The 21,743-nt window shown below is 55.7% G+C and carries 22 protein-coding genes and 7 tRNA genes; 14 read left to right on the plus strand and 15 right to left on the minus strand.

Annotation, left to right across the window (positions count from 1 at the left end; genetic code table 11):
• Positions 1-45 precede the first annotated feature (45 nt).
• Together SPG90_RS11375 and SPG90_RS11380 are read right to left on the minus strand one after the other, a co-directional pair.
• A tRNA-Ala gene (locus SPG90_RS11375) sits at positions 46-121 on the minus strand.
• Positions 122-162: 41 nt separating this feature from the next.
• Positions 163-238 (minus strand) — tRNA-Ala (locus tag SPG90_RS11380).
• Between the two features lie 217 nt (positions 239-455).
• Between SPG90_RS11380 and SPG90_RS11385 the strand changes: the two genes are divergently transcribed.
• Positions 456-818, plus strand: a complete 363-nt coding sequence (locus SPG90_RS11385; protein ID WP_023308720.1) for a YfeC-like transcriptional regulator — start codon at positions 456-458, stop codon at positions 816-818.
• Between the two features lies 1 nt (position 819).
• Positions 820-1,212: a YfeC-like transcriptional regulator gene (locus SPG90_RS11390; RefSeq protein WP_045402603.1), complete on the plus strand. Its 393-nt coding sequence runs from the start codon at positions 820-822 to the stop codon at positions 1,210-1,212.
• Between the two features lie 43 nt (positions 1,213-1,255).
• On the opposite strand, the gene gltX is transcribed toward SPG90_RS11390, so the two are convergent.
• Positions 1,256-2,671, minus strand: a complete 1,416-nt coding sequence (gene gltX, locus SPG90_RS11395) for a glutamate--tRNA ligase (RefSeq protein WP_045402600.1) — start codon at positions 2,669-2,671, stop codon at positions 1,256-1,258.
• A gap of 258 nt (positions 2,672-2,929) precedes the next feature.
• Here gltX and SPG90_RS11400 point away from each other — a divergent pair.
• From SPG90_RS11400 to SPG90_RS11425, 6 genes are all read left to right on the plus strand, one after another.
• Positions 2,930-3,005 (plus strand) — tRNA-Val (locus SPG90_RS11400).
• Positions 3,006-3,046: 41 nt separating this feature from the next.
• A tRNA-Val gene (locus tag SPG90_RS11405) sits at positions 3,047-3,122 on the plus strand.
• 29 nt (positions 3,123-3,151) lie between these two features.
• Positions 3,152-3,227, plus strand: a tRNA-Val gene (locus SPG90_RS11410).
• Positions 3,228-3,256: 29 nt separating this feature from the next.
• A tRNA-Val gene (locus SPG90_RS11415) sits at positions 3,257-3,332 on the plus strand.
• 4 nt (positions 3,333-3,336) lie between these two features.
• A tRNA-Lys gene (locus SPG90_RS11420) sits at positions 3,337-3,412 on the plus strand.
• Positions 3,413-3,592: 180 nt separating this feature from the next.
• Positions 3,593-3,934 carry a FlxA-like family protein gene (locus SPG90_RS11425; RefSeq protein ID WP_045355365.1) on the plus strand — a complete coding sequence of 114 codons (342 nt, stop codon included), beginning with the start codon at positions 3,593-3,595 and terminating at the stop codon, positions 3,932-3,934.
• Here the strand turns inward: SPG90_RS11425 and SPG90_RS11430 are convergent.
• Positions 3,931-4,866: a LysR family transcriptional regulator gene (locus SPG90_RS11430; RefSeq protein ID WP_032668258.1), complete on the minus strand. Its 936-nt coding sequence runs from the start codon at positions 4,864-4,866 to the stop codon at positions 3,931-3,933. The two genes, SPG90_RS11425 and SPG90_RS11430, sit on opposite strands and share 4 nt — an antisense overlap.
• An 89-nt stretch (positions 4,867-4,955) precedes the next feature.
• On the opposite strand from SPG90_RS11430, the gene SPG90_RS11435 reads away from it, so the two are divergent.
• Positions 4,956-5,951: a bile acid:sodium symporter family protein gene (locus SPG90_RS11435; RefSeq protein WP_023308725.1), complete on the plus strand. Its 996-nt coding sequence runs from the start codon at positions 4,956-4,958 to the stop codon at positions 5,949-5,951.
• Here the strand turns inward: SPG90_RS11435 and SPG90_RS11440 are convergent.
• The 3 genes from SPG90_RS11440 to zipA all read right to left on the minus strand — a co-directional run bounded on the left by SPG90_RS11440 (position 5,948) and on the right by zipA (position 9,221).
• Complete coding sequence (locus SPG90_RS11440) at positions 5,948-6,163, minus strand: DUF3820 family protein (RefSeq protein ID WP_045894690.1); 216 nt, start codon at positions 6,161-6,163, stop codon at positions 5,948-5,950. The two genes, SPG90_RS11435 and SPG90_RS11440, sit on opposite strands and share 4 nt — an antisense overlap.
• A gap of 1 nt (position 6,164) precedes the next feature.
• Positions 6,165-8,180 carry an NAD-dependent DNA ligase LigA gene (ligA, locus tag SPG90_RS11445; RefSeq protein ID WP_045399767.1) on the minus strand — a complete coding sequence of 672 codons (2,016 nt, stop codon included), beginning with the start codon at positions 8,178-8,180 and terminating at the stop codon, positions 6,165-6,167.
• Positions 8,181-8,249: 69 nt separating this feature from the next.
• Entirely contained in the window at positions 8,250-9,221 is a 972-nt protein-coding gene (gene zipA / locus SPG90_RS11450) for a cell division protein ZipA (protein WP_045399764.1), read from the minus strand.
• A 230-nt stretch (positions 9,222-9,451) separates the two neighbouring features.
• Between zipA and cysZ the strand changes: the two genes are divergently transcribed.
• The 5 genes from cysZ (at position 9,452) to crr (ending at position 14,245) form a co-directional block, all read left to right on the plus strand.
• On the plus strand, positions 9,452-10,213 hold the full coding sequence (gene cysZ / locus SPG90_RS11455) for a sulfate transporter CysZ (RefSeq protein WP_045399761.1): 762 nt from the start codon (positions 9,452-9,454) through the stop codon (positions 10,211-10,213).
• A gap of 163 nt (positions 10,214-10,376) precedes the next feature.
• Positions 10,377-11,348, plus strand: coding sequence for a cysteine synthase A (gene cysK / locus SPG90_RS11460; protein ID WP_014884739.1), 972 nt, complete (start codon positions 10,377-10,379; stop codon positions 11,346-11,348).
• A 317-nt stretch (positions 11,349-11,665) separates the two neighbouring features.
• Positions 11,666-11,923 carry a phosphocarrier protein Hpr gene (gene ptsH / locus SPG90_RS11465; RefSeq protein ID WP_000487600.1) on the plus strand — a complete coding sequence of 86 codons (258 nt, stop codon included), beginning with the start codon at positions 11,666-11,668 and terminating at the stop codon, positions 11,921-11,923.
• A 44-nt stretch (positions 11,924-11,967) separates the two neighbouring features.
• The gene (ptsI, locus tag SPG90_RS11470) at positions 11,968-13,695 is read left to right on the plus strand and encodes a phosphoenolpyruvate-protein phosphotransferase PtsI (RefSeq protein WP_023332954.1); all 1,728 of its coding nucleotides are present in this window, start codon (positions 11,968-11,970) and stop codon (positions 13,693-13,695) included.
• A 40-nt stretch (positions 13,696-13,735) separates the two neighbouring features.
• Positions 13,736-14,245 carry a PTS glucose transporter subunit IIA gene (gene crr, locus SPG90_RS11475; RefSeq protein WP_003861316.1) on the plus strand — a complete coding sequence of 170 codons (510 nt, stop codon included), beginning with the start codon at positions 13,736-13,738 and terminating at the stop codon, positions 14,243-14,245.
• A 44-nt stretch (positions 14,246-14,289) separates the two neighbouring features.
• On the opposite strand, the gene pdxK is transcribed toward crr, so the two are convergent.
• The 8 genes from pdxK to SPG90_RS11515 all read right to left on the minus strand — a co-directional run bounded on the left by pdxK (position 14,290) and on the right by SPG90_RS11515 (position 21,707).
• Entirely contained in the window at positions 14,290-15,126 is an 837-nt protein-coding gene (pdxK, locus tag SPG90_RS11480; RefSeq protein ID WP_039263699.1) for a pyridoxine/pyridoxal/pyridoxamine kinase, read from the minus strand.
• Positions 15,127-15,131: 5 nt separating this feature from the next.
• Positions 15,132-16,043 carry a cysteine synthase CysM gene (gene cysM, locus SPG90_RS11485; protein WP_045399757.1) on the minus strand — a complete coding sequence of 304 codons (912 nt, stop codon included), beginning with the start codon at positions 16,041-16,043 and terminating at the stop codon, positions 15,132-15,134.
• Positions 16,044-16,161: 118 nt separating this feature from the next.
• The gene (gene cysA, locus SPG90_RS11490; protein WP_045399754.1) at positions 16,162-17,256 is read right to left on the minus strand and encodes a sulfate/thiosulfate ABC transporter ATP-binding protein CysA; all 1,095 of its coding nucleotides are present in this window, start codon (positions 17,254-17,256) and stop codon (positions 16,162-16,164) included.
• On the minus strand, positions 17,246-18,121 hold the full coding sequence (gene cysW / locus SPG90_RS11495) for a sulfate/thiosulfate ABC transporter permease CysW (protein ID WP_163354061.1): 876 nt from the start codon (positions 18,119-18,121) through the stop codon (positions 17,246-17,248). Before cysW ends, cysA begins: the two co-directional genes overlap by 11 nt.
• The gene (cysT, locus tag SPG90_RS11500; RefSeq protein ID WP_004123378.1) at positions 18,121-18,954 is read right to left on the minus strand and encodes a sulfate/thiosulfate ABC transporter permease CysT; all 834 of its coding nucleotides are present in this window, start codon (positions 18,952-18,954) and stop codon (positions 18,121-18,123) included. Before cysT ends, cysW begins: the two co-directional genes overlap by 1 nt.
• Complete coding sequence (locus SPG90_RS11505) at positions 18,954-19,967, minus strand: sulfate ABC transporter substrate-binding protein (RefSeq protein WP_023308734.1); 1,014 nt, start codon at positions 19,965-19,967, stop codon at positions 18,954-18,956. Before SPG90_RS11505 ends, cysT begins: the two co-directional genes overlap by 1 nt.
• A 172-nt stretch (positions 19,968-20,139) precedes the next feature.
• Positions 20,140-21,039, minus strand: a complete 900-nt coding sequence (locus tag SPG90_RS11510) for a Dyp-type peroxidase (RefSeq protein ID WP_047173915.1) — start codon at positions 21,037-21,039, stop codon at positions 20,140-20,142.
• A 92-nt stretch (positions 21,040-21,131) separates the two neighbouring features.
• The gene (locus tag SPG90_RS11515; RefSeq protein ID WP_047173914.1) at positions 21,132-21,707 is read right to left on the minus strand and encodes an RpoE-regulated lipoprotein; all 576 of its coding nucleotides are present in this window, start codon (positions 21,705-21,707) and stop codon (positions 21,132-21,134) included.
• Positions 21,708-21,743 lie beyond the last annotated feature (36 nt).

The following is a 21,743-nucleotide window of genomic DNA, read 5'->3' on the forward strand; positions in this document are numbered from 1 at the left end:
AACACATAAAAAAAACCCTCGTCTTTTGACGAGGGTTTACAATTTTGGTGGAGCTAAGCGGGATCGAACCGCTGACCTCTTGCATGCCATGCAAGCGCTCTCCCAGCTGAGCTATAGCCCCACATGTTACTTTACTGACCGCACTCTGTTGGGTTCAGAGTTTGGTGGAGCTAAGCGGGATCGAACCGCTGACCTCTTGCATGCCATGCAAGCGCTCTCCCAGCTGAGCTATAGCCCCATCGTAAAGCTGTCATGTTGACGGGCGGCATAATATGAATTCCGCCGCGGGGTGTCAACGGCAAAATCAATCCCAGCCATTCAATCGCCGAAAAATCATGCAAATGAATCACTTTGCGAGCCTGCTCGCAGCCAGGAGTTAAGCCTGTCACGTTTTCACGTAAAACGGTGCTATAAAATGAGCCGTTAATTAACCCTACTGATATTCAGGAAATTGCATGATCAAGGAACGAATGACGCCAGAAGAGTTAGCCCTTCTCACTGGCTATAGCCGCCAGACCATCAATAAATGGGTACGCAAAGAGGGTTGGATTACGTCACCAAAACCAGGCGTCCAGGGCGGGAAAGCGCGCCTGGTACATGTGAACGACAAAGTCCGTGACTTTATTCGCAGCGCACGTCGGGCAAGCGAAACATCCGAACTGCCTGGAGGCAGCAGTCATGATAGTTCGCTTCACACGCTGCTCCTGACGCTGGCCAATGAAATGACGCCGGAAGAGCAGAAACAGATGACATCGCTGCTACTGCGGGAAGGGATTACCGGCTTGTTGCAACGTTTAGGGATTCGCGATCGGGACTGATATGAAAAAATTACGCAGCAAAATGACCACGGAAGAGCTGGCGGAGAGTTTGGGCGTTGCCAGACAAACGGTTAATCGCTGGATACGCCAGCAGGGATGGAAAACCGAAGGCCTCAACGGCGTGAAGGGTGGTCGCGCGCGGCTCATTCATATTGATGCGCGCGTGAAGGAACATATTATGAGCCTCCCTGCGATCCGTAACCGTCAGGCGGTTTACCATCTCGCTGAGGTCACCGCTTCATACAGTGAACCCTCTTCAAACCTGTCTCCGGGCATTATTGAGACGCTGGAGAGTATGACTCAGCCAGAACAGAGGCGTCTGGACGCCTTATTGAAACGCGAAGGCATACACGGTTTTCTTACGCGGCTCGGTATCGCGGAAAAAGAGGCATAAAAAAACGGCAGGTTCCCCTGCCGTTTTTTTATCTGAGACGTTATTACTGCTGATTTTCACGTTCAGCGATAAAGTCCAGCGCCTTGTTAATACGCGCCACGCTGCGTGATTTGCCGATCGCGTGAACCGTCACATCCAGCGCCGGAGACTGCCCCGCCCCGGTCACCGCAACGCGCAGTGGCATGCCGACTTTACCCATACCGACTTCCAGCTCGTCTGCCGTCGCCTGAATCGCTTGATGCACATTCTCAGCGGTCCACTCGGAAAGGGCCGCCAGCTTGTCACGCACCACTTCCAGCGGCTGACGCGCAACCGGACGGAGGTGTTTCTTCGCGGCGTCCGCGTCGAACGTATCAAACTCTTCATAGAAGTAGCGGCAGCTTTCGGCAATCTCTTTCAGCGTTTTGCAGCGCTCGCCGAGGAGTTTCACCAGGTCAGCCAGCTCAGGGCCAGTGCGGGTATCAATATTTGCCTGCTCAATGTGCCACTGCAGGTAAGTCGCCACATATTCCGGCGGCATGGTGTTGATGTAGTGATGGTTCAGCCACAGGAGCTTGTCGGTATTAAATGCGCTCGCTGATTTGCTTACAGAGCTCAGAGAGAACAGTTCGATCATCTCTTCGCGGCTGAAGATCTCCTGGTCACCGTGAGCCCAGCCCAGACGCACCAGATAGTTCAGCAGCGCTTCTGGCAGATAACCGTCGTCGCGATACTGCATGACGCTGACCGCGCCGTGACGTTTAGACAGCTTTTTCCCGTCGTCGCCGTTGATCATGGAGACGTGCGCATAAACAGGCACAGGGGCGTTCAGCGCCTTCAGGATGTTGATCTGACGTGGCGTGTTGTTGATGTGGTCTTCACCACGGACAACGTGAGTAATTTCCATATCCCAGTCGTCAACCACCACGCAGAAGTTGTAGGTTGGGGAACCATCGGTGCGGCGGATGATCAGATCGTCCAACTCCTGGTTGCTGAATTCGATCGGGCCACGGATCTGGTCGTCAAAGATCACAGACCCCTCTTGCGGGTTAGCAAAACGCACAACGCAAGGCTCATCAGCAGCATGCTCGCTGTGGTCATGGCGGCAGCGGCCGTCATAACGCGGCTTTTCACCATTCGCCATCTGCTCTTCGCGCAGCGCATCCAGACGCTCTTTGGAGCAATAGCACTTATACGCCGTGCCCGCGACCAGCATTTCATCAATGACGGCGTTATAGCGGTCAAAGCGTTTGGTCTGGAAATAAGGGCCTTCGTCCCATTCCAGATTCAGCCAGTTCATCCCATCCATAATGGCTTCAATTGCTTCCGGCGTGGAGCGCTCAAGATCAGTGTCTTCAATACGCAGCACGAACTCACCTTTGTTGTGGCGTGCGAAAAGCCAGGAATAGAGAGCGGTACGTGCACCACCGACGTGCAGATAGCCTGTCGGGCTCGGCGCGAAGCGAGTTTTGATTTTCATGAAATGGCCTTACGTTATAAAGATGCCGGCAATCGGCAAATCCTGGGGAAAAAACGATGGGCAATATTCTATCACTGTGGGGGGATTCCTCAATGTTGATCCCTTTATCGTGATCGAGTTTGCGATTTTTGTTTAGAAATCATGCGCCATTGCCCGTTTCGCGATCGTTTTGCTTAATTTTACGACGAACGAATAAAAACTTTAGAAAATGCGTTGACTCATTTTCAACTCTCCCTATAATGCGACTCCACACAGCGGGGGTGATTAGCTCAGTTGGTAGAGCATCTCCTTTACACGGAGGGGGTCGGCGGTTCGAGCCCGTCATCACCCACCATCTACTTCGGTAGACTCGCAGTGTAGATAAGAATTGAGATTGGGCGATTAGCTCAGTTGGTAGAGCATCTCCTTTACACGGAGGGGGTCGGCGGTTCGAGCCCGTCATCGCCCACCATTCTCACCTTATCGCAGTAGTTCCGAAATGGGCGATTAGCTCAGTTGGTAGAGCATCTCCTTTACACGGAGGGGGTCGGCGGTTCGAGCCCGTCATCGCCCACCATTCTCACCTTATCGCAGTAGTTCCGAAATGGGCGATTAGCTCAGTTGGTAGAGCATCTCCTTTACACGGAGGGGGTCGGCGGTTCGAGCCCGTCATCGCCCACCATTTCGGGTCGTTAGCTCAGTTGGTAGAGCAGTTGACTTTTAATCAATTGGTCGCAGGTTCGAATCCTGCACGACCCACCAGTGTAAAAAAGCGCCCTAAAGGCGCTTTTTTGCTATCCGCAGTTTGTCTACTTTCGACCTCCAGTAACGCATCATTAATACTGATTGCGTATCGATGTTACTCCCCGCCAGATATGGCAGTTTTGCTCAAGCTAATCCCGTTAGTGCCGATACCTCTGTTTTATAACGCGAGGAAAGACTATGACGACCATTCAGGCTTCAACCCAGATGATTCAAACCAGCAGCGGTGGGAGTGGTGCTTCTGGCAGTAACGACATCGCTTCCCAGATCAGCAGTATTATTGACAAGATCAAAAAGCTGACTCAGCAGTTAAAAGAGCTGGCGAACAGCACCGGCAGCGCTGATGAGAAGAAGAAGCAGCAGGAACTTATTCAGACCCAGATCAAAGTGCTTCAGGCGCAGCTCGCCTCACTGCAGCGCCAGCAGGCAGAAGAGGCCCAAAAGAAGCAGGATCAAAAGCTGGGCAAAGTGGAAGGTGTGAATAACCCTTCAGACAATAATCAGATTGATATCTACATCTAATCTTCTGATGCGTTAAACAGTGGGTCGCGTATGCGGGCTTCGGTTAATCGTTGTGCCTGGATACGCACCACTTCCCAGATAGCCTGCGCCGCCCCCGAGAGTGAGCGATTTTTTCGCCGCACCAGCATCAGCTTTCGCTCAACAACGGGCGCTAATCGCCTGACGGCCAGCCGGCTTCCCTGCGGCAGGGGAAGCGCCAGGGCGGGCAACACGCTGATGCCAATGCCGGCTTCCACCATGGGAAACAGCGTCGCCGGGTGACCAATCTCCTGCACGATCGTTGCTTTTACGCCCTGATTCACCAGCGCGGAATCAATCAGCGGACGACTGCCCGAGGCATAATCCTGTAAAACCAGGTTCGCGCCCGTCAGACACTGCCAGCTGACTTCCGGCAACGTGGCCAGCGGGTCGTCGTCACGGCAGAGCAGCAAGAATGGCTCGGAAAGTACGCTTTCACACGCCAGATCGCTCGCCTGGCCGGGATCGATCACAATACCAAAATCCACATCGCCCTGGCGGATGCTCTCCAGCACCCACTGCTGCGGCCTGTCATGCAGGACAAAATCAATATCCGGATAGCGGTGGCTTCCCTCGGCAATACACTGCGGGATAAGGTGCGCTGAGATCGTCTGGCTGGCCGCGACGCGCACGGTCCCCGAAAGCTGCTGCCCCAGCCTCCCCACGTCTCTGAGCGTGCTGTTTAGCTCATCCAGCAGCCGTTCGAGGCGCAGGGCCAGCTGCTGCCCCGCTTCGGTCAGCACCACTTCGCGCGTGGTGCGGTCAAGCAATTTCACCCCGGTCTGATTCTCCAGCTCTTTCACGCTGTGGCTGACCGCCGACTGGCTCAGGCCAATCTTCTCGCCTGCCCGGCTAAAGCTGCGGGCGTGGGCGACGGTGACGAAAATACGAAGCTGACGTAAGGAATAATTCATCTGTTTCATTCATGAATGGATGCAATAAATCAATTTTATTTCTCAAATAGAAAAAAGCACAATAGCGACATCTGATTTCAGGAGTCATTATGAAACTATTTCGTATTCTTGATCCGTTCACGCTTACCCTGGTGGTTACCGTTTTACTGGCCTCGTTTTTCCCCGCCCGCGGGGGCTTCGTCCCGTTTTTTGAAGGGCTGACGACGGCCGCCATCGCGCTGCTGTTCTTTATGCACGGTGCAAAACTCTCCCGCGAAGCCATTATTGCCGGCGGTAGCCACTGGCGGCTGCATCTCTGGGTGATGTGCAGCACGTTCATTCTGTTCCCAATCCTCGGAGTGCTGTTTGCCTGGTGGGCGCCGGTTAACGTCGACCCGGCGCTCTACACCGGTTTCCTGTATCTCTGTATTCTGCCGGCTACCGTGCAGTCCGCCATTGCCTTTACCTCTCTCGCGGGAGGAAACGTTGCGGCCGCGGTTTGCTCGGCATCGGCATCCAGCCTGTTAGGGATTTTCGTTTCCCCGCTGCTGGTGGGCCTGCTGATGAACATGCACGGCGCGGAAGGCAATCTCGAGCAGGTTGGAAAAATTTGCCTGCAGCTGCTGCTGCCGTTTGTCCTGGGGCATCTATCCCGTCCATGGACCGGGGCGTTCGTGGCTAAGCACAAGAAATGGATCTCAAAAACCGACCAGTCGTCGATTCTGCTGGTGGTCTATTCCGCCTTCAGCGAAGCGGTCGTTAACGGGATCTGGCATAAGGTGGGCGCAGGCTCGCTGCTGTTTATCGTGGTGGTCAGCCTCGTTCTGCTGGCGATTGTGATTGCGGTAAACGTATTTGTGGCACGCAGGTGCGGCTTCAGCAAAGCAGATGAAATCACCATTGTCTTCTGCGGTTCCAAAAAGAGCCTGGCGAACGGTATTCCGATGGCCAATATTCTGTTCCCGACCTCGGTGATTGGGATGATGGTGCTGCCGCTGATGATTTTCCACCAGATCCAGCTGATGGTCTGCGCGGTGCTGGCGCGTCGCTACAAGCGCCAGACTGAAAAGCTGGCGCAGAAAGAGACCCGCGCCGCGAAGGCTTAAGGACGTTTCAGGGGCTGAACCAGCTGGGTCAGCCCCTCGGTTTTGATCAGTAACGTGATAGCCATCAGCTCGCCCAGTCGCCCTGTCGGGAATTCATCCTTACGGGCAAACCACAGCAGATACTCCTCCGGCAAATCAATCAGCCTGCGGCCCTTGTATTTACCGAACGGCATCTCCGTATTGGCAATCTCAACGAGCTGTTCTTTCTCCACGTTACTCTCCTAACAGACGCATCATTTCCGCTTCGTCGATAACCTCAATGCCGAGCTCCTGGGCTTTCGCCAGCTTCGAGCCCGCCGCTTCCCCGGCGATCACCAGGTCGGTTTTCTTCGACACGCTGCCCGCCACTTTGGCCCCCAGCGCCACCAGGCGCGCTTTCGCATCGTCGCGTGAAAGCTGGCTCAGGCTGCCGGTCAGGACTACCGTTTTACCGGCGAACGGGCTGTCGATCTCTTCGGCGTTAACCACTACCGGCGCGGGCCACTTAATGCCCTCTTCCAGCAGCTTGCCGATAACTTCACGGTTGCTCTCTTCGGCGAAGAAGTTAAAGACGTGCGTGGCGACCACAATGCCAACGTCAGGGACTTTCTGCAGCTCGTCGATGCTTGCCTTTTCCAGCGCCTCCAGCGTACCAAAATACGCCGCCAGGCCCGCCGCCGTTGCCTCACCCACTTCACGAATGCCCAGCGCGTACAGGAAGCGGGCAAAGGTGGTCTCTTTGGCGGCTTCGAGCGCGTTAACCACATTCTGGGCTGACTTTGGCCCCATGCGATCCAGGCCGGTCAGTTTTCCTGCCGTCAGCCTGAAGAGATCCGCTGGCGTATGGACATACTCTTTCTCAACCAGCTGATCGATAATCTTGTCGCCCATGCCGTCGACGTCCATCGCCCGACGGGAGACGAAGTGCTTCAGCGACTCTTTACGCTGCGCACCACAGATTAAGCCTCCCGTACAGCGCGCCACCGCTTCGCCTTCCACACGCTCAACGTCGGAGCCGCACACCGGGCAGTGGGTCGGGAAGACGATCTCGCGCGTATCGGCAGGACGCTCTGACTCCACGACGTTAACCACCTGCGGAATAACGTCGCCCGCGCGGCGAATCACCACTTTGTCACCAATGCGCAGGCCGAGGCGTTCGATTTCATCGGCGTTATGCAACGTGGCATTACTCACCAGCACGCCCGCGACCTGCACGGGCTCCAGACGTGCGACCGGGGTAATCGCCCCCGTACGGCCAACCTGGAACTCCACGTCGCGAACGAAGGTCATCTGCTCCTGAGCAGGGAATTTAAACGCCACCGCCCAGCGCGGCGCGCGCGCCACAAAGCCCAGCTGCTCCTGCAGCGCCAGTGAATTCACCTTGATGACGACGCCATCAATATCAAAACCGAGCGTCGGGCGGTCCTCTTCCACCTTGTGGTAGAACGCCAGCACCGCTTCCGGCGAGTCGCAGAGCTGAACGCGGTTGCTCACCGGCAGACCCCACGCTTTAAACTGCAGCAGACGTCCGAGGTGCGTATCCGGCAGCTCGCCGCCCTCCAGAATACCGACGCCGTAGCAGAAGAAAGTAAGCGGTCGCTTCGCGGTGATACGTGGATCAAGCTGGCGCAGAGAGCCTGCCGCCGCATTACGCGGGTTAGCAAACACCTTTCCGCCGGTGCGACGCGCCTCTTCGTTAATTTTCTCGAAGCCCGCCTGGGGCAGGAACACCTCGCCGCGCACTTCCAGACGTGCGGGAATGTTGTCACCCTGCAGCTTCAGCGGGATCGCGCGGATGGTACGCACGTTGGTGGTGATGTCTTCGCCCGTTGTACCGTCGCCACGCGTTGCGGCACGCACCAGCACGCCGTTTTCGTAGAGAAGGCTGACCGCCAGGCCATCCAGCTTGAGCTCGCAGCACCAGGTGAGGGAGTCGCTGCTTTTCAGGCGATCCTGCACGCGCTTGTTAAACGCGAGGAAGCTCTCTTCATCGAAGACGTTATCCAGCGACAGCATCGGCACCTCATGGCGCACCTGGCTGAAAGCGCCCAGCGGCTCAGCGCCGACGCGCTGGGTGGGGGAATCCGGCGTGATGAGCTCTGGATGCTGCGCCTCTAACTCGCGCAGCTCGCGCATCAGGCGGTCATATTCCGCATCCGGGACTTCCGGCGCGTCCATAACATGATAGAGGTATTCATGATGGCGAAGCGTGGTTCGCAGTTCAGTGAGTTGTTTTTCGATTGAGTCCATATCGCACCATCAATGAGAAAAAACCCCCGACAGGCGGGGGTTGAGGAGGAGTTGAAGTAAACGCGACGATTACGCGTTAGCTTCCTTAACTTCGCGGATGCGGTCCTGATACTCGCGCAGCTTCTGCGGGGTCATCATTCGACGCTGATCGTCAAGCACCACGCCACCGACTTCGTCAGCGATGTGCTGAGCGGACTGCAGCATCAGCTTAAAGTTTTGCAGTTCGTCGCCGTAAGAAGGTACCTGCATAAAGATAGTGACGCCCGGGGTCACGAAATCACCGGTCATTTCCGGATCAAAGGTACCAGGGTTAACCATGTTGGCCAGGCTGAAAAGCGCCGGGCCGCTACCGTCAGGGCTCAGGTGGCGATGGAAAATGTTCATATCGCCAAACTTGAATCCTGCCTGTTGAATACTGTTGAGCAGCACATCACCGTTGAGATGGCTGCCGTGATGCGCGGCCACGTTCATGATGATCACCGCTTCTTTACGCTGTGGTTTTTCAACAACCGGCTCTGGCTCTACAACGGGCTCAGGCTCAACGTGCGGGGCCGGAGCAGGCTGAGGCGCAGGCTGTACGTGAACAGGCTGCTGCGGTTGTTGTACCGGCTGAGCAGGCTGTTGCTGCACGGGCTGCTGTTGAACCGGCTGTGGCGCAGCAGGCTGCTGATAAACAGGCTGTTGCGGCGGCTGGCGCACCGGTTCTTCCACAGGCTGCGGCGCTGGCTGGCGCGGCTGTGCAGAAGCATACGGCGGTTGATACTGGTGCTGCGAAGGACGAGGCGCTTCATGCTCCCCATGGCCTGCGCCGGGCGCAGTATTGACCCGATGAACACGAACTTCACCCACGCCGTCGTCATCGCTGCCGTCGATGTCATCTTCACTGTCATCGTCGTCACGACTGGACTTCATGCGCTTCAGTGGGCGATCGCGGAACATCGAGGAACGCTCTTTACGGCTGGTCCAGAAACCATGTACCAGTAAAGCGATTATGGCGATCGCGCCAACAATGATTAATATCAGACGCAAATCCTGCATCATTATATTCTCTGTTGTTCTAACACCTTGCCACCACGGCAAACATTTACTCACTAAGAGTATTTGCCGTTTACGTCAAGTGCAAGTGTGTGCAGAGCATTCACAGCATAAAGATGAAGGAAATCGTGCTTTTTGCTGGTTTTTCGAACATTTCCGAACTGGTCATTGCTCCGTAAGTGGATAATATAGGCGGGCAATTCCACTGGTTGTGTAAAAAGGAGTACAGCCTGGCTATGGTTTCAACATCTTCTTCTCCCCCGCGCAGCGGCGTCTGGTATTTTTCTCAGGGCTGGAAACTGGTCTCCCTGCCGGGGATTCGACGCTTCGTGATTCTGCCGCTGTTGATCAACATTATTCTGATGGGCGGCGCGTTCTGGTGGCTATTCACAAAGCTGGAGAACTGGATCCCGTCGCTGATGAGTTACGTTCCGGACTGGCTGCAGTGGCTTAACTACCTGCTCTGGCCGGTGGCGGTAATTTCCGTGCTGCTGGTGTTTGGGTACTTCTTTTCGACGATTGCCAACTGGATAGCCGCACCGTTTAACGGTCTGCTGGCGGAACAGCTTGAAGCGCGGCTTACCGGCGCGACGCCGCCGGACACGGGCGTACTGGGGATCATGAAAGACCTGCCACGCATCATGAAGCGCGAGTGGCAGAAGTTTGCCTGGTACCTGCCCCGCGCGATTGTGCTGCTTATCCTCTACTTTGTGCCAGGCATTGGCCAGACGGTGGCACCGGTGCTGTGGTTCCTGTTCAGCGCCTGGATGCTGGCCATCCAGTACTGCGACTATCCGTTCGATAACCATAAGGTGCCGTTTAAAGAGATGCGCACTGCCCTGCGCAGTCAGAAGGTCGCCAATATGCAGTTTGGCGCGCTGACCAGCCTGTTCACCATGATTCCCTTCCTGAATCTGTTCATCATGCCCGTCGCCGTCTGCGGCGCGACGGCGATGTGGGTCGACTGCTACCGTGCTAAGCACGCGTTATGGAAATAATGCAAAAATGTGTAAAGCAGGGGTGGCTTATGCCGCCCCTTATTCCATACTGATCCCCATTATTTCCTTGCAGTATATAGATATGCGAATTCCTTACTTCCCCCTACCTGCTCAACAGGTATGCTGGGTCGGTATCCCAATTTCATACAGTTAAGGACAGGCCATGAGTAAGATTTATGAAGACAACTCGCTGACTATCGGTCATACGCCCCTGGTTCGACTGAACCGTATCGGTAATGGACGCATTCTGGCGAAGGTCGAATCACGTAACCCGAGCTTCAGCGTAAAATGCCGTATCGGTGCAAACATGATTTGGGATGCTGAAAAACGTGGCGTACTGAAGCCTGGCGTTGAGCTGGTGGAACCGACCAGCGGTAACACCGGTATTGCTCTGGCCTATGTTGCTGCCGCACGCGGCTACAAGCTGACGCTGACTATGCCAGAAACCATGAGCATCGAGCGTCGTAAGCTGCTCAAAGCGCTGGGCGCGAACCTGGTGCTGACCGAAGGCGCGAAGGGCATGAAGGGCGCCATTCAGAAAGCTGAAGAGATTGTGGCCAGCGATCCGGCGAAATATCTGCTGTTGCAGCAGTTCAGCAACCCGGCTAACCCGGAAATTCACGAGAAGACCACCGGTCCGGAAATCTGGGAAGATACCGACGGCCAGGTTGACGTATTTATCTCCGGCGTGGGTACCGGCGGTACGCTGACCGGCGTGTCACGCTATATTAAAGGCACAAAGGGTAAAAAAGACCTGATCACCGTTGCCGTTGAGCCAACTGACTCACCGGTTATCACCCAGGCACTGGCGGGTGAAGAGCTTAAACCAGGCCCGCATAAAATTCAGGGTATTGGCGCAGGCTTCATTCCGGGCAACCTGGATCTGAAGCTGATCGATAAAGTGGTGACCATCACTAACGAAGAAGCCATTTCTACCGCGCGTCGCCTGATGGATGAAGAAGGCATTCTGGCGGGTATCTCTTCCGGTGCAGCCGTTGCGGCAGCACTCAAGCTTCAGGAAGATGAAGCCTTTACCAACAAGAATATTGTGGTTATCCTTCCTTCTTCGGGCGAGCGTTACCTGAGCACCGCACTGTTTGCCGATCTGTTTACCGAAAAAGAACTGCAACAGTAGTGCCAGCATGTTAATAACGCGTAAAAAAGCACCTTTTCAGGTGCTTTTTTGTGGCCTGCTTCAAACTTTTGCCCCTCCTGGCATTGCTTCACCCCGTTGGGTCTGGTATTTAAACCAGCAATTATTTTGATGCGTGAAATTAATCGGTGAATGAAATAGCCTTGCTGAATCGATTTTATGATTTGGTTCAAGTCTTGCTTTCGCTGCATAATGTTTAATGACGATCGAAACGTCAGCGCTAACAATACAGGCTAAAGTTCAGTCGCCAGGCTAGACTTTAGTTCCACAACACTAAACCTATAAGTTGGGGAAATACAATGTTCCAGCAAGAAGTTACCATTACCGCTCCGAACGGTCTGCACACCCGCCCTGCTGCTCAGTTTGTTAAAGAAGCAAAAGGCTTCACTTCTGAAATCACTGTGACTTCCAACGGCAAAAGCGCGAGCGCAAAAAGCCTGTTCAAACTGCAGACTCTGGGCCTGACTCAGGGCACCGTTGTCACCATCTCTGCAGAAGGTGAAGACGAGCAGAAAGCAGTTGAGCATCTGGTAAAACTGATGGCTGAGCTCGAGTAAGTTTCCGGGTTCTTTTAAATATCAGTCACAAGTAAGGTAGGGTTATGATTTCAGGCATTTTAGCATCCCCGGGTATCGCTTTCGGCAAAGCACTGCTGCTGAAAGAAGACGAGATCGTCATCGACCGGAAAAAAATTTCTGCCGACAAGGTTGATCAGGAAGTTGAACGTTTTCTGAGCGGTCGTGCCAAGGCATCTGCGCAACTGGAAGCAATCAAAACTAAAGCTGGCGAAACTTTCGGTGAAGAAAAAGAAGCCATCTTCGAAGGGCACATCATGCTGCTCGAAGATGAGGAGCTGGAGCAGGAAATCATAGCCCTGATTAAAGATAAAGGCATGACGGCCGACGCGGCTGCGCATGAAGTTATCGAAGGTCAGGCAACTGCCCTGGAAGAACTGGATGATGAATACCTGAAAGAGCGTGCGGCTGACGTACGTGACATCGGTAAGCGCCTGCTGCGCAACATCCTGGGTCTGGCCATCATCGACCTGAGCGCGATTCAGGATGAAGTCATCCTGGTTGCCGCTGACCTCACTCCGTCTGAAACCGCACAGCTGAACCTGAAAAAGGTCCTCGGTTTCATCACCGACGCGGGTGGCCGTACTTCCCACACCTCTATCATGGCGCGCTCTCTGGAACTGCCAGCCATCGTGGGTACCGGTAGCGTCACCTCTCAGGTGAAAAACGGCGACTATCTGATTCTGGATGCCGTAAACAATCTGGTTTACGTCAACCCAACCAATGAAGAGATCGATAAACTGCGCGCGGTTCAGGAGCAGGTTGCGACTGAAAAAGCGGAACTCGCTAAGCTGAAAGACCTGCCAGCCATCACCCTGGACGGCCATCAGGTAGAAGTGTGCGCAAACATCGGTACCGTCCGCGACGTTGATGGCGCTGAGCGCAACGGTGCGGAAGGCGTCGGTCTCTATCGTACAGAATTCCTGTTCATGGACCGCGACGCGCTGCCAACGGAAGAAGAGCAGTTTGCTGCTTATAAAGCCGTGGCTGAAGCGTGTGGCTCTCAGGCGGTTATCGTCCGCACCATGGACATCGGTGGCGACAAAGAGCTGCCGTACATGAACTTCCCGAAAGAAGAGAACCCGTTCCTGGGCTGGCGTGCAATCCGTATCGCGATGGATCGTAAAGAGATCCTGCGTGACCAGGTTCGCGCGATCCTGCGTGCGTCTGCTTTCGGTAAACTGCGCATCATGTTCCCGATGATCATCTCTGTTGAAGAAGTGCGTGCACTGAAGAAAGAGATCGAAATCTATAAACAGGAACTGCGCGACGAAGGTAAAGCGTTTGACGAGTCAATCGAGATCGGCGTGATGGTGGAAACACCTGCGGCGGCGACCATTGCGCGTCATTTAGCCAAAGAAGTTGATTTCTTTAGTATCGGCACCAATGATTTAACGCAGTACACCCTGGCAGTTGACCGTGGTAATGATATGATTTCACATCTCTACCAGCCAATGTCACCGTCCGTACTGAACTTGATCAAGCAAGTTATTGATGCTTCTCATGCAGAAGGTAAATGGACTGGCATGTGTGGTGAGCTTGCAGGCGACGAACGTGCTACACTTCTGTTGCTGGGTATGGGTCTGGACGAATTCTCTATGAGCGCCATTTCCATCCCGCGCATTAAGAAGATTATCCGTAACACGAACTTCGAAGATGCGAAGGTGTTAGCAGAGCAGGCTCTTGCTCAACCGACAACGGACGAGTTAATGACGCTGGTTAACAAGTTCATTGAAGAAAAAACAATCTGCTAATCCACGAGATGCGGCCCAAATTACTGCTTAGGAGAAGATCATGGGTTTGTTCGATAAACTGAAATCTCTGGTTTCTGATGATAAGAAAGACTCCGGAACTATTGAGATTGTTGCTCCGCTCTCCGGCGAGATCGTCAACATCGAAGACGTGCCGGATGTAGTGTTTGCTGAGAAAATCGTTGGTGATGGCATTGCTATCAAACCAACTGGCAACAAAATGGTTGCTCCAGTTGACGGCACCATCGGTAAAATTTTTGAAACCAACCATGCGTTCTCTATCGAATCTGATAGCGGTATCGAACTGTTCGTTCACTTCGGTATCGACACCGTTGAACTGAAAGGCGAAGGCTTCAAACGTATCGCGGAAGAAGGCCAGCGTGTTAAAGTTGGCGACCCGGTAATTGAATTCGATCTGCCACTGCTGGAAGAAAAAGCCAAGTCTACCCTGACGCCGGTTGTTATCTCCAACATGGACGAAATCAAAGAACTGATCAAACTGTCTGGCAGCGTCACCGTGGGTGAAACCCCGGTTATCCGCATCAAGAAGTAATTCTTGCCGCACAGAAAAATGGCGCCTTCGGGCGCCATTTTTGTTTATGCGGGGAGGATAAGCTCGTCGTAGCCTTTCGACTGGGTATAAAGCATCACGTCAGTCACCCGATCGCCGGCCATGCGGATAGCATCGGCAACGGTTTTCCCCTCTACAATTCCGCTCACCAGCTCTGAACAGAACAGGTCGCCCGTCCCTTTCAGATCGGTTTCTACGCGCGGATGCGCGCTGACGGTCACGCCTTCATTCGTCACCAGCACTACGTGGATGTTTTCCGGGTCATCGGCCACCGGCGCGCTGGTGATCGCCACCCATTTCAGGCTGTCGGAGAGCAGTCCCTGCGCCGCAGAGATGGCGCTCTCAGGCGTACGGCACGGTTTGCCGCTTAACACTTCCAGCTCATAGACGTTTGGCGTGATCCCCTGCGCCAGCGGCAGCAGGTGCTCCCGATACGCCTGCGGGATCTCAGGCTTCACGTACATACCGCTGTCGATATCGCCGATAACCGGGTCGACCAGCACCAGCAGGTCAGGATGCTGCGCTTTGACCGCCTTCAGCCATTGAGCCAGCAGGACGATCTGGCTGGCGCTGCCCATATAGCCGGTGGTGACCGCCTTAAGCTCGCGCAGGATCTCGCGCTCTTCCAGTGCCTTAAGATAGCCGCTGAACCACTCGTCGGGGATCACCCCACCATAAAACGTGTCGTAGTGCGGCGTGTTGCTAAACAGTACCGTCGGCACGGCGGTAACGTTCAGCCTGTGGGTACGAATATTCGGTACCGCAATGCTGTTCCCCACGCTGCCGTAAACCACCTGCGACTGCACGGCGACAATGTCGGTTTGCTGCGCCCGGGTGTTATCCCGGAATAGAATCATCTCCATGACGCTTAAATCCCCGCCCCCTGCGAATAACTCTCTTCACCAAAGACGCCGGTAGACAGATAGCGATCGCCGCGATCGCAAATAATCGCCACCACTACGGCACCCGGGTTTGCCTGCGCTACCCGAATCGCACCCGCTACCGCGCCGCCCGAGCTGACGCCGCAGAAGATACCTTCGCGCACGGCCAGCTCACGCATGGTATTTTCCGCCTCGCGCTGGTGAAGATCCAGCACCTGATCCACCAGCTGCGCATTAAAGATGCCGGGCATATACTCCGCCGGCCAGCGGCGAATGCCCGGAATGCTGCTCCCCTCTTCCGGCTGGAGGCCAACGATGGTGACGGCTTTTACCTGCTCGCGCAGAAAACGCGATACCCCGGTAATGGTGCCGGTGGTGCCCATGCTGGAGACAAAATGGGTGATACGCCCGTCGGTTTGCTGCCAGATTTCCGGGCCGGTGGTGGTGTAGTGCGCGTACGGGTTGTCCGGATTGTTGAACTGATCCAGCAACTTACCTTCACCGCGTTCAGCCATCTCCAGCGCTAAGTCACGCGCCCCTTCCATCCCCTGCTCTTTGGTCACCAGAATCAGCTCCGCACCGTAAGCTCGCATAGCCGCGCGGCGCTCCTGACTCATGTTGTCCGGCATCAGCAGCTTCATGCGGTAGCCTTTCAGCGCCGCAATCATCGCCAGGGCGATACCGGTGTTGCCGCTGGTGGCCTCTATGAGCACGTCGCCTGGCTTAATTTCTCCGCGTTTTTCGGCCTGGACAATCATCGACAGCGCCGCTCGGTCTTTCACCGACCCCGCCGGGTTATTGCCTTCGAGTTTGACCCAGATTTCGCTGCCGTTGTCCGGCCCCATGCGCTGAAGCTTGACCAGAGGAGTGTTGCCGATGGTGTGTTCGAGTGTATTCACGATTTTTACTCAATAAAAAAGCCGGGGCGCGCGCAGCGATCCCGGCCTACAAGACGCAGTGATAACTGTAGGCCCGGTCAGCGCAGCGCCACCGGGCGATAAACATCCTAATAACCTATCAGGCTGACTCCGCCAGAGCAATATCCTCGCGCGTCTCGATGCGCTCCTTCCCGTGATAAATCCGGGCATGCTGCAGCCCGACAAACAGGCGCTCACCCCGGTGCGGCGGCACGTCGTCGCGCATGACCACGGTCAGCGGCTCGGTATACCAGCCCAGCGGCTGTACCACCAGTTGGGTGTAGTGACCTTTAGGGCTCGCCTCCAGCACCTGCACCGGCAGCGGTGAATCCAGGCTGGTTCGACGGCTCACGTCCACTTCCCACGGACGCAGGAACAGATCGACCGGCCCCTGATGCGCGGAGGTATAGCCCAGCGGCCAGCGGTGCGCGCCCACGTGGAACTGTCCACCGCGAATAGTCCCCTGAAGACGGTTTACCTCGCCCATAAACTCCAGCACGAAGCGGGTCGCCGGTTCACGCCAGAGCTGCTCCGGCTCGTCAACCTGCTCAATGTTGCCCTGGCTCATGACCACCACGCGATCCGCGACTTCCATCGCCTCTTCCTGGTCGTGGGTCACGAAGACGCTGGTAAATTTCAGCTCTTCATGGAGCTGGCGCAGCCAGCGGCGCAGCTCTTTACGCACCTGCGCATCCAGCGCGCCGAAGGGTTCATCCAGCAGCAGAATTTGCGGCTCAACGGCCAGCGCGCGCGCCAGCGCCACGCGCTGTTTCTGCCCGCCGGACAGCTGGGCCGGGAAACGGTCCGCCAGGTGAGCCAGCTGCACCATCTCCAGCAGTTTGGTCACTTTGGCCTTAATGGTTACCGTATCCGGACGTTCGCGACGCGGCAGCACGGTCAGGCCAAACGCGATGTTGTCGAACACGGTCATGTGGCGGAACAGCGCGTAATGCTGGAATACAAATCCTACTTTACGATCGCGGGCGTGCAGGCGGCTCACGTCGGTGCCGTGAAAGCGGATGTGCCCGCTGGTCTGATGCTCAAGCCCGGCGATAATACGCAGCAGCGTGGTTTTGCCCGAGCCGGACGGCCCCAGCAGCGCCACCATTTGTCCGGAAGGGATATCCAGCGAGATATCATTCAGCACCTGGGTGCGACCAAAAGACTTCTTAATATTGGCAATCTCAATGCTCATGATTTCCCTCCTGATGCTGACGTTTTTCCTGATTTTCTAAACGCCACTGCACCACACTCTTCAAAAACAGGGTCAAAATGGCCATCAGCGTCAGCAACGCTGCGGCAGTAAACGAGCCGATGGTGTTGTAGTCCTGCTGCAGCAGCTCAATCTGTAGCGGCAGCGACAGGGTTTCACCCCGGATGGAGCCGGAGACGACGGAAACGGCACCGAACTCACCGATCGCGCGGGCGTTGGTCAGCACCACGCCGTAAAGCAACGCCCAGCGGATATTCGGCAGCGTCACGCGACGGAACATCTGCCAGCCGGAAGCGCCCAACAGCACCGCCGCTTCGTCTTCGTTGCTCCCCTGGCTTAACATCACCGGCACCAGCTCGCGCACCACAAACGGACAGGTCACGAAGATGGTGACCAGCACCATGCCCGGCCAGGCGAACATGACCTGCAGGTTATGTGCATCCAGCCAGCCGCCCAGCGGGCCGTTGGAGCCGTAAAAGAGCAGGTACACCAGACCCGCCACCACCGGCGATACGGCGAAAGGAATGTCCAGCAGGGTCAGCAGCAGCTGACGTCCCGGGAAGTTAAAGCGGGTTACCAGCCAGGCCAGCAGGGTCCCGAACACGAGGTTCACCGGCACGGTGATCAGCGCAATCAGCACCGTCAGCCAGATGGCATGCAGCATATCCGGGTTCGCCAGATTTTCCAGCGCGGGCATCAGCCCTTTGCTGAACGCCTGGACGAAGATATAAACCGTCGGCACGACGAGAATGAGGGCGGAAACCAGCACGCCCGCCCCAATCAGAAACCATTTACCCCAGTTGATGCGGGGTGCATCGTATCGCTTCAATTGCGTAACTTCCGCCATCAGTGACCTACCACACGTCGACCAAAGCGACTTTGCAGAGTGTTAATCGAGTACAGCAGCAGCAGCGAGGCCGCCAGGATCACCGAGGCAATCGCGCTCGCCGCCGGATAATCAAACTCCTGCAAACGGATGAAAATCATCAGCGAGGTTACTTCCGTTTTCCAGGCGATGTTCCCGGCGATAAAAATCACCGCGCCGAACTCACCGAGGCTGCGGGTAAACGACAGCGCAACGCCCGCCATCAGCGCCGGAGAGAGCTCCGGCAGAACCACCTTGCGGAAGCTCTGCCAGCGCGTGGCACCCAGCGTTTCCGCCGCTTCTTCGTATTCCGGACCCAACTCTTCCAGCACCGGCTGCACGGTACGGACCACAAACGGGATGCTGGTAAAGGCCATCGCCACCGCGATACCGAGCCAGGTGTAGGTCACTTTGATATCAAATTTCGCCAGCCACTCGCCGTACAGCCCGTTCACAGAGAAGAGCGACGCGAGGGTTAAGCCCGCCACCGCCGTCGGCAGCGCAAACGGCAGATCCATCAGGGCGTCAAGCAGCGTGCGGCCCGGGAAGCGATAGCGGGTTAAGATCCACGCCATCAGCAGGCCAAACACGCCGTTAAAAATGGAGGCAACAAACGCCGACAGCAGCGTCACCTTGTAGGCCGCCACCACCTGCGGGTTGGTGACCACGTCCCAGTACTGCGCCCAGCTCATCTGAGCAAGCTGCATCACCAGCGCGCTGAGCGGCAACAGCAGGATCAGGCAGACGAACAGCAGGCTTGTCCCGAGGCTTAAGGTAAAGCCCGGCAGCACGCGTTTTGTCGAAACTGCAAACATTACTTATGCCCCGCCGCCAGCAGTTTGTCTAACTCACCGCCGCTGGCAAAATGCGTTTTCATCACATCAGGCCAGGAGCCGAAATGATCTTCGACGCGGAACAAATCGGTCTGCGGGAACTTATCTTTCAGCTTGTTCATTACGTCCGGGTTGTTCACGCGGTAGTAGTAATCGGTAATGATGGTCTGCGCCTGCGGGCTGTACAGGTAGTTGAGATAGGCTTTTGCCGCTTTCTCGGTACCGTTTGCCTGCACGTTTTTATCCACCCACGCCACCGGGAACTCGGCCAGGATGTTGGTTTTCGGGATAACGACCTCGAAGCCCTGCGCTTCATACTGTTTGCGGATGTTATTCACTTCCGATTCAAAGCTGATCAGCACGTCGCCGAGACCGCGTTCCGCGAAGGTCGTTGTCGCCCCGCGGCCGCCGGTATCAAACACTTCGACGTTTTTCAGGAACTGGGTCATGAACTGCTCGGTTTTGGCTTTATCATTACCGTCAGCCTTGTCGGCCGCGCCCCACGCGGCTAAATAGGTGTAGCGCGCGTTACCGGAGGTTTTCGGGTTCGGGAAAATCAGCTTCACGTCGGAACGCACCAGGTCGCTCCAGTCGTGGATATTCTTCGGGTTGCCCTTACGCACCAGGAAGCCCATGGTGGAATAGAACGGGGAGCTGTTGTTCGGCAGACGACTCTGCCAGTCCGCCGGGATGAGCTTGCCTTTGTCATGCAGGATCTGCACGTCAGTCACCTGGTTGTAGGTCACCACATCCGCTTTCAGGCCCTGCAAAATCGCCAGCGCCTGCTTGGACGATCCGGCGTGGGACTGCTTGATGGTCAGCTTGTCGCCGTTATTGTCTTTAGCCCACTGCTGTTCAAACGGGGGATTAAGGGCGGCAAACAGCTCGCGGGAAACGTCATACGAACTGTTTAACAGTTCAGTCGCCTGCGCCTGTGCCACCAGCAGTAAACCTGCCAGCGCCAGAGTTCCTTTTTTCAGTACAGTAACGGCCATTGCGCACCCTTATAAATGTGATGACTATCTTATAGTCATAATATTTATAACGGGGATGAAAGGAGTAACGGTTTTATATACCGTTTGGTGATTTAGAAGCAGAAAAGGGAATAAGGGTGAGGCCTGATGCCTTCACCCCAGCCCTCTCCCGCAGGGAGAGGGAGAAAGGAAATTACAGCGCCAGCAGACGCTCAACGGACGGCGCAAAGTAATAGCCGCCGGTCACCGGTTTGGTGAAGCGCAGCATGGCGTCGCGCTTGCCGTCGGTATCACCGAACATGCTCAGCAGCTGCTGCTCAATGTTATACAGGCGCGCGCAGTACGCGCAGAAGTAGAGGCCGTGCGTGCCGCTTGCCGTGCCGTAAGGCAGGCTCTGGCGAACAATCTTCAGCCCTTTGCCGTCTTCTTTGAGATCAACGCGGGACAGGTGAGAGGTTACTGGACGGTCGTCGCCGTCGATCTCTTCGTTGGCTTCTTTAGTGCGGCCAATCATCATCTCCTGATCGTGCACGCTCATGCGGTTAAGCTGCTTGAGGTTGTGCTCCCAGCGCTGCACGAACACGTAGCTGCCGCCCGCGTCCACGCCGTCTTTGATCACCGCCACGTCGCGACGCGTCTCTTCACCCGCCGGGTTTTCGGTGCCGTCGACGAAGCCGCTCAGATCGCGCTCTTCCACCCAGCGGAAGCCGTGAACCTCTTCCTGCACCTCAATGCTGTCGCCAAAAGCCGCTACTGCCTCCTGGGCAACGGAGAAATTCACGTCGTGACGCAGGGAGAGAATATGGATCAGCACGTCGTATTGGGTCGCCGGAGCCAGACCTTTGCCGTAAGGGATGAAGTCTTTCAGCTCTTCCGCCCCTTCGCCACCGCTCAGCTGACGCCAGACGTTATTGCCAAAGGCAACAACGGCGCCGAGGTGGGCTTCCGGGAATTTGGCCTGGAAGGTTGCCAGCCTATCAACAAACGCTTTACTGGCCGCACGCAGGGCATCCACGTCCCCTTTAACATTGGCTTCAATCCAAATCGCCGCGCGGCAATGTTCTGGCAAAATGCCACTCTGAACCTGAGACATCGCTCCTCCTGAAATAAAGATGCCACGTCAGCGTGGCATTGATGGCGGCTATTATACCCGGATTTCAGCGAGGCGGTTTGTTCAGGCGCAAATTACTGCTTCCAGAGTATTTTGCTCACTTTCCAGCTCTTGAGCGTGTCGTCAGACGGCATCAGTCCTTCCGGACCGCTCCAGGTTCCGGTGAAGACATAGCTGATGTGCTGGCTGCCTTCAGCCTTACATTCCACCGCGACCTTGTCGTCAGACGGCAGGCTGGTGCAGTTGCCAAAAGCCTGCTTATAAAGTTCGCTGAACGACGTACCCACTTTTACACCGCTCGCCGTCGGAATATCTTCATCCATCACAGCGATACGGTTTACGGTGCCTTTGTCACCGTTGATCACCAGCGCAAGCTTGTCACCCTTCAGCGCTTCGTAATAGCGAACAATATTGCCATTCTCCGTTTTCATGCCGCTGCGCAGGCGGTAATCGCCGCTGAGCGCATCCTGAATAGCGTCCTGATCCAGCGCCGTCGCGGCGGTAATTTTCCCCACGCCCTGCTCGGTCACTTCCGTTGATGAGCCAAACCAGTTCCACGGATACGCGGCGGACCAGTTAATGGAGGAGAGCGTCGAACAGCCGGTCAACGCCAGCGGGAGAGCGCATAAAAATAAACGCAGCGATTTCATTGAAACGTCCTTTCTTGTTAAATCAACGCTTGTTGG

Origin of the sequence: Enterobacter sp. D2, from assembly GCF_034427575.1 — a bacterium.
Lineage (GTDB): Bacteria > Pseudomonadota > Gammaproteobacteria > Enterobacterales > Enterobacteriaceae > Enterobacter > Enterobacter cloacae_M.